Annotated in this window: 11 protein-coding genes; all 11 read right to left on the bottom strand. The window is 28.7% G+C overall.

The window, feature by feature from the left end:
- Positions 1 to 56 precede the first annotated feature (56 nt).
- The 11 genes from ACO6VN_RS04025 to ACO6VN_RS03975 all read right to left on the bottom strand — a co-directional run bounded on the left by ACO6VN_RS04025 (position 57) and on the right by ACO6VN_RS03975 (position 14,166).
- Positions 57 to 338 (bottom strand): hypothetical protein, encoded by a 282-nt coding sequence (locus tag ACO6VN_RS04025; RefSeq protein WP_016999650.1) that lies wholly within the window; start codon positions 336 to 338, stop codon positions 57 to 59.
- Positions 339 to 474: 136 nt separating this feature from the next.
- Positions 475 to 1,800, bottom strand: a complete 1,326-nt coding sequence (locus ACO6VN_RS04020; protein WP_422404262.1) for a glycosyltransferase — start codon at positions 1,798 to 1,800, stop codon at positions 475 to 477.
- Between the two features lie 33 nt (positions 1,801 to 1,833).
- On the bottom strand, positions 1,834 to 2,751 hold the full coding sequence (locus ACO6VN_RS04015; RefSeq protein ID WP_194200894.1) for an ABC transporter ATP-binding protein: 918 nt from the start codon (positions 2,749 to 2,751) through the stop codon (positions 1,834 to 1,836).
- Positions 2,735 to 3,946, bottom strand: a complete 1,212-nt coding sequence (locus tag ACO6VN_RS04010) for a glycosyltransferase family 4 protein (RefSeq protein WP_422404261.1) — start codon at positions 3,944 to 3,946, stop codon at positions 2,735 to 2,737. The genes ACO6VN_RS04015 and ACO6VN_RS04010 overlap by 17 nt, the downstream gene beginning before the upstream one ends.
- A gap of 12 nt (positions 3,947 to 3,958) precedes the next feature.
- Complete coding sequence (locus ACO6VN_RS04005; RefSeq protein WP_016999646.1) at positions 3,959 to 4,771, bottom strand: ABC transporter permease; 813 nt, start codon at positions 4,769 to 4,771, stop codon at positions 3,959 to 3,961.
- Positions 4,772 to 4,838: 67 nt separating this feature from the next.
- Positions 4,839 to 7,466 carry a glycosyltransferase gene (locus ACO6VN_RS04000; RefSeq protein WP_422404260.1) on the bottom strand — a complete coding sequence of 876 codons (2,628 nt, stop codon included), beginning with the start codon at positions 7,464 to 7,466 and terminating at the stop codon, positions 4,839 to 4,841.
- Positions 7,463 to 8,419 (bottom strand): hypothetical protein, encoded by a 957-nt coding sequence (locus ACO6VN_RS03995; RefSeq protein ID WP_064211320.1) that lies wholly within the window; start codon positions 8,417 to 8,419, stop codon positions 7,463 to 7,465. The genes ACO6VN_RS04000 and ACO6VN_RS03995 overlap by 4 nt, the downstream gene beginning before the upstream one ends.
- 17 nt (positions 8,420 to 8,436) lie before the next feature.
- The gene (locus tag ACO6VN_RS03990; protein ID WP_216683096.1) at positions 8,437 to 9,720 is read right to left on the bottom strand and encodes a nucleotide sugar dehydrogenase; all 1,284 of its coding nucleotides are present in this window, start codon (positions 9,718 to 9,720) and stop codon (positions 8,437 to 8,439) included.
- Positions 9,721 to 9,917: 197 nt separating this feature from the next.
- Complete coding sequence (locus ACO6VN_RS03985; RefSeq protein ID WP_422404259.1) at positions 9,918 to 11,906, bottom strand: acyltransferase family protein; 1,989 nt, start codon at positions 11,904 to 11,906, stop codon at positions 9,918 to 9,920.
- Positions 11,907 to 12,100: 194 nt separating this feature from the next.
- The gene (galU, locus tag ACO6VN_RS03980; protein WP_064205015.1) at positions 12,101 to 12,973 is read right to left on the bottom strand and encodes a UTP--glucose-1-phosphate uridylyltransferase GalU; all 873 of its coding nucleotides are present in this window, start codon (positions 12,971 to 12,973) and stop codon (positions 12,101 to 12,103) included.
- A gap of 29 nt (positions 12,974 to 13,002) precedes the next feature.
- The gene (locus tag ACO6VN_RS03975; RefSeq protein WP_216683094.1) at positions 13,003 to 14,166 is read right to left on the bottom strand and encodes a glycosyltransferase; all 1,164 of its coding nucleotides are present in this window, start codon (positions 14,164 to 14,166) and stop codon (positions 13,003 to 13,005) included.
- Positions 14,167 to 14,168: the final 2 nt, after the last annotated feature.

Raw genomic sequence — 14,168 nt, 5'->3', positions numbered from 1 at the left:
TAAAACAGTCGCAGTTCTTATTAATAAGAACTGCGACTGTTTTTTATGTAAATCAATTACATTATAAGATTTTCAAAGTCTTTACTTATTTCAGCTATTTTATCGGTATTATTTGTTTCTCTAAAATAAATAATAGCTTTCTGATACATTTCAATTGCCTTTCTCCTATTTTTCTTTGTTTTATATAATTCTGCAAATTGTAAAAATCCATTACCCATAATTTCAAAATCATATCTAACAAGATTTGCTTCAATATCTCTTAATAATATCATTGCTTCCTTATTGTTATCTGACTTAATATAATTACAAACATTTTCTATACTTTTTTTAATATACATAACCTTTACTTTTGCCCCCACTTATAATTCATTAATGCTATTATTGTAATCCCTCTATTTATAAAACTCAAGGTAATAAAACACGCCATTAGCTTTACATGCAACTAATGGCGTAATTATCTCTATTAAATAATATTTATATTAAACTTGTTTCATAATCTTCACGAGTTAATGGAGCGAATTCGTTGTAAATATCTAATAATTTAACTTTCTCATTTTCCCAATTATATATTTCTTTAGCTACTTTAGTATTTTCACTCATTTCACTTCTTAATTGAGGTTTTTTAACAAGTTTATTAACTGCTTCTGCTATTTCATTTACATTATGTGAATCTATTACAATTCCTGTATTTGTTTCTTCTACAACTTTCTGAATTTCAGGAAAGTCACAACTCACAACTGGTACGTGTGCCATCATATATTCAAATAATTTATTTGAACTAGCTGAATAGTGATTAAAACATATATTTTGTAATACTTGAAAACCTAAATAAGCTTCTCTCGTATACGAAGGTAATTGTTGAAATGGAACTTTATCAAGAAAATGTATTCTAGAGGACTGAGCCGATTGTTTACTTTGATCTTTTAACGATTGTGTTAGCTTACCTCCGCCTATAAATAGCAAATGCCCTTCTTCTATTTGATCCATAGCTTCTATTAATAGTTCAAGCCCTCTACCTTGTTGTAATCCACCTTGGTATAGTAATATTTTTTCGTTTTTCGAAATACCTATTAATTCGTGTAAATTTATTTTAGGTTTGTCTTGAATATCATATTTTTCAGAGTAATTATATAAAGTTTTCGGATAAAAATGATATATTTTTTCGTTATATGCTGCTCTTGTATGATTCTCTACAATCATTTGATCAACAAATTTAAGCATATATGATTCAATCTTTTTAATTTTTTCTTTATTATATCCTGTTCTATCTGATTGTACTTCGTGACTATCATAAATGAGTGGTTTTGGTTTAAACCTCAATTTAGAGCAGACAATTGCTTGTGGTAATGTATTTAAATCATTCGCATGATAAATATCGGCATTTTGTATATAGCCTTTTACAATCATTCTTATGATAATTGCACTGTTTATAAACCACTTTCTCACTTTTTTAAATTTAATCATTCCAGCCGCTAATAATAAAGACATCAAATATACAGACATTAAAGTGAAGCTGACATAAAATAAACTTGGTATTATAGCAATTTGCACACCTGCAACTACAAGTAAAAATTTCTTTCCATGATCTTGGTAAGCTTGTAGTATCCAAGGATAACGTTTTACTCTATGTACTCTGAACCTTTCAGATATTTCTTCATAAGCTGTAATCATTGGGTTTTTCGGGTCATTTATTGCTATTAGATCAACATTATATCCTGTTTCAGCTAAAGTAGTACATTCTCTATTGACCCTTGCATCATTCGTAAAATGATTCCACACAAACATTGTTACTTTCTTCATTCTATTACCCCATTTAAAATTGAAATAATTAAATTATAAAATGCCTACTTGAAATAGCATAACATATATCCAAGCGACGCTGAGCATGCCTATCATTGCTAATAAACTTACAGGTCTTTTCTCTTTATGAACATCTTTTTCATTTACTTCTTTTTCTCTTTGTTGCTGTATTTTTATACGTTTATATTCTAACTGCTGTTTTTTAGATTTCTTTTTAACTTTTTGTATGAGATTAACATATCTTTTAACTACTTCTTGTACTTCTCCATATGCAACCATTTCACCGTAATGAATCCATATTGCTTTTTTACACATTTTCTTAATTTGACCTGCAGAATGTGATACAAAAAAGATTGTTTTACCTTGTTCTTGTAATTCATGCATTTTTTCAATACACTTATTAGAAAATGTTTCATCACCTACTGATAATGCTTCATCGACAATCAAAATATCAGGATCAGTATGAATCGCTATTGCAAAGCCAAGTCTTGATTTCATACCGCTAGAATATGACTTTAAAGGTTGATAAATAAAATCATCTAATTCACTAAATTGAACGATATCATCAAATTTTTCATTAATTTCTTTTTGAGACATACCATGCATCAAACATTTATAATGTATATTCTCTTCTCCTGTGAAATCGGGATTCAAACCTGCACCTATAGCAATTAAGGATGGCTTACCATTTGTATAAACTGTGCCTGATGAAGGTTCGATAACCCCGCCCAATATATTTGATAAAGTTGATTTTCCTGAGCCATTTAACCCTATTATTCCAACTGATGTACCTTCTTCAACTTCAAACGAAATATCATGAAGAGCATAATATGGTTTTGATTTATAACTTAATCCAAACGTAAATAATGATAATAATTTATCTTTTCTACTAACATTTAAGTCATATACTTTAGATACATTTTCACATTTGATTTTATATGTTTGTGTCATGCGCCTCACCTTTTCTTAAAAAAGCAATTAATTTTTCAATATTGTCTTCCCATATTAAATGTTCATCCCTATATTTTTTCGCGTTTTCGGATTTTTGAATTAATGATTTTTCATTACGTTTTAATGATTCTATTTCATTAACGATTGTATTAACGGAACATTGTTTTCTCGCAAATCCTAAATTATATTTTTGGATAATCGCTTCTGTAGGACCGCTAATATTAGATATAGGCGGTGTCCCCACACCAATTGAATCTATAATTTTACCTGGCATAACATTCATAAAAACTTCAGATGATTCTAATATAGAAAGTGAAACATGATGTTTTGCTATTTCTTTTAAACATTCACTTCTACCTAAAGGTTTCTGTAATTGAATGTATGGTAATTCACGGACTGCATCTCTAAATTTAGCAGCTTGTACACCATACACGATTGCTGTTAAACTAATTTTCTTTTCATTTAACTTTTTGCAAATCTCTATTAACTGGTTTACATCTTGAGCATATCCAATATTTCCAGTATATATAACACTGAAATCACGATACTTTTCTTCTGTTTTCAATTCAGTTTTCGATAAACCATTAGGTAAATAAAATATAGGTATTTTTGTTTTTAATTTTGACTGAATATGAGATCTAAATGCTTCATTATTTATAACAATTTTGTCTGCTTCATTATACATTTTTCTTTCTAGATACTTAAGTAATGGCATAAATAGACTAATATTAACGTGTTTTAATCCATTTACACTATCTGGCCATAAGTCACGAATTTCCAGAACATAAGTTGGATATTTACTTTTTTTGAAAAATAAAGTAGCCCAAGCTAAAAATATATTAGGACTTGATACATAGACATAGTCATAATCTTTATCATGCATTTTCAAGTAAATTCGAAGACGCATATATTGTTCAATATAATAAACCAATCTCATAATAAAGTTGCTATTTTGTTTATTACCGTGCATTTTCATTCTTATAATTTTACTATGTTCTAGTTCATTTAAATCTTCATCTGTAAAATATGAACTATCTTGAAACAAATCTCTATTTGGATATGTTGGTTCAGTTGTTAACATCGTCGGATCTGCGCCTTTAGTTTTAAAAGCTTTAAACATCATTCTCATTCTATTTGCAGCAGAACCAAGTTCAGGATAAAAATTTTGTGAAATCATAAGTAATTTCTTTGTCATTTCAAAAACACCCTATAAGTAGTCTAGTAATCTTCGTTTAAATCTTGAGTGAACAAGTGAACCAATTAATATTAATAATATTGTAATTAACCAGAAATAAATATGGTCATGCCATTGACCATATATTGAAACATTACCATGTACAAAGGCTGTTCTGTACACACCTACTAAATATGCGAAAGGATTTAAGCTCGCAATTCTTTGTAAAATACCATGTGCTTCTTCCATAGCCCAAAATATTGGTGTCATAAAGAATAGCATTCTTATAATATTTTGTAATAAGTTTTTAGTATCTCGTATAATAATAACTAAAGTACTCATTATTAATGAAATACCAAAAATAATCGCAAATGATGCAACGATAAAATATATAAACCAGAAATAATGCCACCACGGTACATAACCATTTATAACAGAAATAACAAATAATATAGACGAAGTAATCATCAGATTAATCATATTATTTGTTAAAGCTATAGAGATAAATATTGAAGATGGGAACTTCATTTTGGATAATAGACCAACATTACCTTGTATGGCAGCTGCTCCAGTATTAATTCCTTGGGATATAAACAGCCAAGGGAACAAACCTGAAATTAAATGCACTAAAAAGGGAACACCTACAACTTGAGCACTTGCATCCCCTCTTAAACCTAACCCAAATACAAGATAATATACAGCTACTTGAAGCATAGGCTGTAATATATTCCAAAATACACCAAGATAATGATTAGCATATTGACTCTTCATATTATATATCGCTAGTTTAAATATCTTGGGTAAATTATAGATTTGTTCTTTAAATATCTCTGCAACAATTTTCATGCTTAACGACCTACTTGATTGTTATATTTTTAATAGTTCTATCAATCATTTATTAAAAATGTAAAAACTATTGTATTTCTTTTTTTAAATTTTCTACATAATTGATTAAATCATTATCTTCTGGTCTCTTATATTGATCGTATAAAGCATAAATATCTAAAAATCGCTTTATAGCTTCTGTTCTTTCTTCAGGTTTTACTTTTTCTAATCGTGGTAAATACCACCCTTTAACGTAAAAATTAAATCTATTTTCTAAATAAGAATTCATTAAATCATGTTTTTCATAAAATGGTATTCTTTCAATTTCTAACGCATAATATTTTTCGAATAATTTTTTTGATACTGAATTTGTAACGGACCCTGTTACAGCAGCATAATACATATGAATAACATCTTTAACTGCTTTTACTTTATTTGAATGTATCATCAATTCTTGGAAGAATAATGTATCTTGACCTGCAGCGCCTTCAATCATTTTAATATTATTATCTTTAATGATATCAGCTTTTATAATAAGAGCCTGTATACTTTGTGCTCTTAAACCACATTTTTTCATATATTTTTTAGGATCGTTAATTAATAATTTACCATCATTATATTTTGTTACAGTACCAGCATAGTTAAAAATAGCTCGACGTTTATTGTCTTCTTTTATAATATTTCCTATTACCATATCAACGTCTTTATTATTTTCGATTTCTTCTAATAATTTAGCATATCCGTCACCCGTCGCTTCATTGTCTGGGTCAAGATAAGTAATGTATTTTGTAGAAGCTAATTCTGCACCTTTATTTCGTGGTCTAGAGGCACTTCCTGAACCATCATCGTATGCATGATAAACAATCTCTGGAAATCGACGTCTTAATCTATCAATTATCGCAATTGTTTCTTTATCAGTACTTCCATCATTTACAAAAATAATCTCCATATTATTAAATATAGAAGAACGTCTTAAACTTCTCATACATTTATCTTCTAAATATGTACCATTATTATGAATTGGTACAATCACGCTTAATTTTTTCTGTTGATTATTTTGACCGTATAAAGAAGGCTTATAAATTTCTGACTGATCAAGGTTGTATCCATTATTTGTTTCTTTTACTTCTAAATTTGAATCTATAACATCTCTATGATACATTGTTAAATATTTATTTTGTACTTTTTCTATATATTGGTGTGGTTCAGATTGTTCATCTTTAGTAACAAAATCTACATCAACATATTTAAAAGCTGAAATTAAATCTTCTAAATAATACTCTTCATATTGTATTGAATCATTCATAAAAGTTATAAAGTCATACTTTTCTTGTTCAGCTATAGATTCATTTTTCTCAATTACATCAAAATTAACATTGAGTTGTCTTCTCAAAATTTCTTCCATCTCTGGTGTTTTTTTATCAACAACTACTAAGATTAACATTTCTTTTTGAGATGGTTTCTTATCGATATAGCTTAAGATTTCATCTAACCGGTGATAAGTTGTATGATTACGCATCACACTTCTAATACTTTTAGATTGCATATCATTTAATTCATAATTTTTATAGCCATTCATAATAGTAGCAACGTCTGATTCATGATTTACCATGAATATATTCGGAAATTGGTTATTCACACCTACTGAGTAATTAGATAATATTAAATTACCAAATGCTTGCAATTCAAAAATTCGATTAGCAAACATTGTTTCTGAATATTTAACTGAGTTTACGTTTATAGCCCACCTATATATTTTATGTATCTTCATCAATTCTTCATGATCAATGGGCATTGTTAAAAATGGTATATACTTCGATGGGAACTGATAACGTTCTCTTCTTAAAGGTAAATTACGATCTATAATTGTTAAGTCATTATCATTTTTAATCAATTCATCAAACATTCTAGCTGATTCTTGATTTCTAACTGGATACTTTTTAGTCCAGCTACCGGCAAATATAACATCATTATTATACTTTTGATTATCCTCTTTTCGAGTATCAATAGGGTTATGATAATGAGGATTAACACCAAATTGTAAGACATGGACATTTTCATTGTTACAATAAGCTTTATAATCCTCTACGACTTCAGCTGCTGATGTTAAAATGACATCACATTCTGTTGCGATATCTTTATACAGATGGAAGTTAACAGGGTCTTCTTTAGAATAAAATACTACAGGAATATCCATGCTTTTAGCTTTGCGTATACCTTCCATTAACAGTTGTCTTTTCTCACCATTAACAGAAGCTAAACCCGTCCAGCTATCGTCTATTCCTTTCCAAGTAGTTGCTACAATTAAGACATCCATATCTTGATTTAAACCTTTAAATTCACTATTTATATAGACGATATTGCCAATATCTTTAAATGAATTATATAAAAATTCATCTGCTACTAAACCTACGTTAAACTCAGACTTTTTAAATATTCTAGATTTATTAGAAGAGATAGATTGAGATAAATATTGTTTATGGTTTTCAAGAAAATCTAATTTTGATTCCACTGCTACTCTTTTATAATAATTTTGATGATTTGTATTATCTTTTACTTTCTTTAGTTTATATATTGCATGCATATAATCATTTTCAACAATTTCTAAAACTTCTTTTAATTGTTGTGTTTTGCTTTTATCATCAAAGTTTGTAAGTTCGTTTTTAGTGGTTTGAATTGGAAGGTTTTCTTTTTTTGTCGATTTATTTATGTTCATCTCGATCTCCTCCTATTTCTCCAAGTCCAGTATTTCGTTTGGATTTTACCTAATTTTGAATTTCTTAAGTTATGGTATAACTGCTCATATCTACCCATATCTCCAGAGTTATTTGTATGTTTATATTTTTGTAAAGCAATATTTTCTTTTATAAGTTTAGTTATAGCAACCTTTGATTCATTACGCTCATCTTCGATTCTAGTAATAATATCAAGATTTTCTAATTCTTTTTCTGTATATGATTCATATGAGTAATTTTCCAAATGGTTAAATAACGTTATATCCTCAAAATCTGATATGCTAATCCAATATTTCTTTTTTTTAATTATGATTCGTGCTGACTGGGCTCTTGTAAAAACTAGATCAACTTTTACATTTTCACAATTAATACTTTCGGAGAGTAAATCTAACGTTATAGACTTGTTCAACGAACTATCTTGATAAAATGTTGTTGATTGTTTAATTGCTGTATTAGTATTGCATACAATTGATCGATCAATATCTTTTGCATAAACAAAACCTGCAAACAATCCTTTATTAAACACCGCTTCTACTACTTCTCCTTCATATATATATAGTGCCCTAGATGAAAAGTTTTTCTCATTAAACAATAAATTATAATCGACTTTAAACCCTAATTCTCTATTTATTTGTGGTGCGTTAAAGTTAGATAAATCTACTCTAACTGTATCGAACGGTTTAGAAATCAATTTGATAGAATCTTTTAACTTAGTCCAACCTATCAAATTTGTACCTTGAGCTATTAAACCATATAAGTCGTCACCAATATGTTTTATTGAAATGACTTTCAATACTTTGTGTAAATATTGAGTTACTAAACCTACTGATATTTCTATATTATCAGCATCATAAATTTCTTGATTCTCTTTCTCTTTTAAAATTATTTGAAAACTTAATCCAGCATTAATATATGGATTATTTTTATCAATCATAATAGACCCCTCATTTTTTACTTATTGAATGAATATATATTTTCTTTACCAAAAGTATATAAATTACCGTAATTATAATATTGAGTATTATTAAAATCATTTTTAACGATATTTTTAGTATCAAATATAATTTTATCTCTCATACCTTCGAATTCATTATCTGTTAATGTTTTAAATTCAGAGTGATCGCTTAATATTAATACTAATGAAGCATCTTTCACTGCTTTTTGTACATCTTTTTCAACAAATGCCAACTCAACGTGAGGGTCATATGCTTCTATTTCTAAATCTGTTTCTTTTCTTAATTCATTGTATATATCAAACGCCGGAGATTCTCGTACATCATCTACATCTCCTTTATAAGTTAAACCAAATACAACAATTTTATTTCCATTTACTTCGTTCAATATTTTTTTAGATTCTTCTATAACGTATTGAGGCATTGAGCGATTAATCTTTCTACCTTCTTGAATTAAAGTAGTAGTTTCTGGGTCTTTCGCAATAATAAAGTAAGGATCCACCGCTAAACAATGACCGCCCACGCCTGGCCCTGGTAAATGAATATTTACTCTTGGATGTTTGTTAGCCATTTTGATAACTTCTAATACGTTAATATCTAAGTTGTTACATACCATAGCGAGTTCATTTGCTAAAGCTATATTTAAGTCACGATACGTATTTTCCATCAATTTACTCATTTCAGCAGTTTTAGCATTCGTTTCAATCATTTCTCCTTGAACAAATGTTCCATAAACTTTTTTACCTGCTTCAACACACTCAGGTGTCATACCACCTATTATTCTATTATTATGTACTAGTTCATGTAGTATTTTTCCAGGCAATACACGTTCTGGACAGTGTACTAAATATATATCTTCACCTATTGTAAAACCTTGACTTTCAAGGTACGGTTTCACATGATCGTCAGTTGTTCTAGGTGCTATTGTTGACTCGACTATTAAAGTATTACCTTTTTCTAAATAAGGTACGATTGATTTAACAGCGCTCATGACAAGCGTAATATCACAAGATTCATATTCGTCATTATTATTAGGTGTCGGTACTGCGATGATGAATGTATCTGCTCTTTCTGGTTCTAAACTTGCTTTAAATTTATCTTTTGCAAGAACTTCTTCATATGCTTTTTGTAAACCTGGTTCTTCAATATGAATTTGTCCGTTATTTAATTTATCTACTGCTTCTTTATTGATATCTACACCAACTACATCTACACCATGCTTTGCAAACATAATTGAAGTTGGTAAACCAATATATCCAAGACCTATAGTTGTTAATTTCATATTATAACCATCCTTTAATAATAAATTGTTAAGCTATTACTTTTGTAATGTTAAATACATTGTAACGATTATAAAAGCAATAAACAGTCGATTAACAGATACTTAAGGAAGGGTTTACAGTCTTTTATCAAACTTTACAATTGCTAAACAATATAAAGTAAATAAATCACGAATATAAATAAAAAAGACTAGGAAAGTTAAGTCCCAGTCTTTTTTAAATATTTTTCTATATCTTCTTGAATTATCGGACCAAATGTTTTTGAATAAGTATTCGTCATGTGGCCTTTATCCATGTATACGACGACATTACCGATTACAGGTACGAATTGTCCGTTTTTCTTAAAGTATTTTGCATAATCTACATATTCTGTGTTTTTAGGTTTTTCTTTTAATTGATCCCATTTTGATGTTTTCGGCAATCTATTTTTTGAATTCATTTTTTTGATTGTTTCTTTTTCACCGACCTTTTCTAATGTTTCAGGTACATTAAATTCATATCTGGGATTATCTCTTATTGCTAAAATAGGCTTCTTAGTATCAGTTATGTTATTAAATTGTTCAATTTGTAATGGATCTACTTTACCATTTATATCTGAACTGACATCTGCAGTTGTTACAACTAAGTCGATATCTTGTTTCTCAATTTCTTTTATTAAATTCTTATTCCATTCTGTACAGTCTTTATCAGCATCATTTGTTGTAAGTACACATCCTGATTTAGTCATATTTAATACTCGATAATTTTTTTCTTTTGCTGCTTGTTGTAATGCGCCTAGCCAATGTTCAGCATGTGAACTTCCGACTAATGCGATTGTTTTATCATAATTTTCTTTTTCTCCATATTCTCCAACGAGTACTTTGGATTTACCAATTGCTTGATGCACTTTATCTTTAGATGAATCAGGTGTTTCATCTCGAATATCTGAAAAGTTTGGTATATGTTCACTTTCGTTGTTACCTTGCATTTTTTTATCTATGGCCATAGCTCCTGGATAAGTCTTACTTAATGCTTCTTTTTCTTTATCAAATGGAGAGTTTAAAATTATTACGTATAACGCTGCTAATACACATATATTTACCGCTAAACCTACTCCCATTTTTTTGAATGATTTTTTATCATTTTGATTTGTTCTAATAGGTTTTTCAATATAGCGTGTCATTAAATATGACAACAGCCATGATAGTAGAATAATGCATATTCCTATAAAAACCCCTGGTCGATTATCATTATGATATTGATAAAACGATAAAATAACCCAATGCCATAAATATAAACCAAATGATAAACCACCAATTTTAACCATTGCTGGTGAACCTAAAAATCTTTTTATACCGAATTTAGTTTCGTGATTTCCTGAAACTAATATGAATACGGCACATAACATTGGCCATAAAGCGATATAACCAGGAAACATTGTAGATACGTCAAATAATATTCCTGTTAGTATAAGTCCAAATAGACCGACCCAACCGATTATACTCGCGATATATCTATTCACTTTAATTTTGGATAAATTAATTGCTAACAAACCACCTAAAGAAAATTCCCATACTCGTGTAAAAGTATGAAAATATGCCCACGGTTGGTTTACATGGGTTAAATAAATTGAATATATGAGAGATGTTACAAATATAGTCCCTAAAAATAAATTCATGACATTAATAATATTTAAGTTTTTCTTCTTTTTATATAACAAAAATATTGCGCTAAATAAAATAAACCAAATAATATAAAATTGACCTTGTATTGACATGGCCCAAAAATGTTCAACGGGTGTTTTCATCTGATCTTTATCTAAATAATCTGTACTAGATAAAGCGAGTTGCCAATTTTGATAATAAAATAAAGAAGCGAATATTTCTTTAATTGTTTTTCCTAAAATAGATTGTGGTAAAAAGAAAAAACTCATAATTGCTGTAACACATATCACAGTTAATACCGAAGGGAATAAGCGCTTTATTAAACCTTTAATATAGGGTAAAAATTTAAATTCACCTTCTTTATTGTATCTTGAAATAATAGAGGTTGTGATTAGAAACCCTGAAACAACAAAGAAAACATCTACGCCTCCGGACACTTTACCAAACCATATATGATATATGGCAACGAGTAGAGCTGCAACTACTCTTAAACCTTCTATTTCTGGCCTGAATTTACGTTCTATGACAATCGGGTTATTAACCATATTCAAAACTCCTTAAAATATTATACAAAGGTAAGTATATCTTTAAGAAAATTGAATATAAAGGTTAATATATAAAATTTACAATATCTTAATACTAAATTAAAAATAGAACAAAATAAAAATATTTTTTCCTAACAAATATCAACAAAACAATAAAAAAGTCCGAGACATTATTCATGTGCCGGACTTTTTTATTATTTAATATCTAATGATTTAATAAATTCTTTAACATCTTCTGACATTTCATCGTTGTTTAATGCAAATTGAATTGTTGTTTTTACAAATCCAAGTTTCTCTCCAACATCATGACGTTCCCCTTCAAAATCATAAGCAAAAACTTGATCATCTTGGTTTAATCTTTCAATAGCATCAGTCAATTGGACTTCTCCACCTGCTCCTATTTCTTGATTTTCTAAGTAATCAAAAATATCGGGTGTTAATACATATCTACCCATTATAGCTAAGTTAGATGGTGCTGTCCCTTCAGCTGGCTTTTCAACAAACTTCTTTACTTCATACAATCTGTCTTTCGTTAAAATCGGGTCTACAATACCGTAACGGTGTGTATCTTTATAATCTACTTCTTGTACACCAATGACTGATTTACCTGTTTTATTGTATTGTGTTATAAGTTGTTCGATTGCTGGTACTTCTGACTCAACAATATCATCACCTAATAGTACAGCAAATGGTTCCCCGCCTACAAATTGTTTAGCAGACCATATAGCATGACCTAATCCTTTTTGTTCTTTCTGTCTTACATAGAACATATTAGCTAAATTTGTAGCATGTTGAACTTTATGTAATAATTCATGTTTATCTTTTTCTTTCAGGTTAAGTTCTAGTTCTAACTGATTATCGAAGTGATCTTCAATCGCTCTTTTATGTTTACCAGTCACAATAATGATATCCTCTATACCTGCTCTTACCGCTTCTTCAACGATATATTGAATTGTTGGCTTATCTAATATTGGCAACATTTCCTTTGGCATTGCTTTTGTTGCTGGTAGAAATCTCGTTCCTAAACCTGCTGCTGGAATTATAGCTTTTTTAACCTTCTTAACCATAGTCATTCTCCTTTAACATCAATCAATAACTATTTTATCTCTTCTATATCTTTTATAAATTGTGTATATATAATATTTTCGTCAAACTCTTTTACTTTTCGCTCAGCATGATTGATTATATTTTGTATATTTGAATCTTCATAGTTTTGCATAATATGAGTTAAACGATTGCTAAAACTTATTATATCATTTTTATCTATTAAATAGCCATTCACTTCATTATCTATAAGAAATTCTGGACCATAACAATCGTGAAATCCTATTACTACACTTTGTTGTAACATCGCTTCTAATATAACTAACCCGAAACCTTCTACTCTCGAAGGCACTGCAGTAATTTTACTTGTAGATAAAACTTTAGATAATTCATTAGTTGTTTCTTTAATCTCTACAACATCTTCAATATTATATTCATTAATTTGTTTCAAGTATTGATTCTTTTCTTGACCTGATCCATATAAATGTAATTTATAATCCAAGTCTCTCATTGTTTGTTGTATATTATTGATACTTTCAATTAATAAATCAAAGCCCTTTTCATGTTCAAAACGTCCTGCTGCTACAATCAGATTTTCTTTTGGCATACTGTGTTTATGTTCTTTTAATATATTAGGAACAATAATAACAGGTGTATGTTTCAGCTCTTGTTGATAATCCAATTGATCCTCACTCGTAAGCGTCGTGACAATATCTAAGTTTTCATATCCTTGAATTAAATCATCTTGATATGCTTCTTCATGAGCATGCAAATACATATGTTCCATACCTACTTTAAGAATGTTACGAGGTGCAAATTCTGCAACAAGTAAATTATAACTTGCCCTTGTACCTATAAGAACATCTGTATCAACACGTTTTATAGCTTTTATTAATTTCTTTTCAATATAACTTGAAAACTGATAAAATCCAGGTTCATATTTATTAATAACTTTTGGTCTTATAAATGATGTATATTTATTAATTCTATTCATTACTACATTTTGTATACCTTTAATTGACCTCTTATATTCTATTACAGGTATAATTTCAATTTGTTTATTTAAATTAAAGTATGGATTTGAAGCTGCTTTAAAAACAGAAATAATCTTAACTTTATGCCCTTTTTCACTTAGTACATTTGCTAAATTCGATATTGATTTAGTTGTACCACCCATATGATAAATATTATGCACGATAAATGTAAAAGACTTCATGT

This window comes from Mammaliicoccus sp. JADD-157, assembly GCF_049310805.1.
GTDB classification, from domain to species: Bacteria; Bacillota; Bacilli; order Staphylococcales; family Staphylococcaceae; genus Mammaliicoccus; species Mammaliicoccus lentus.
The sequence above is the reverse complement of the archived record's forward strand: the minus strand, read 5'-3'. Positions and strand labels throughout refer to the sequence as shown.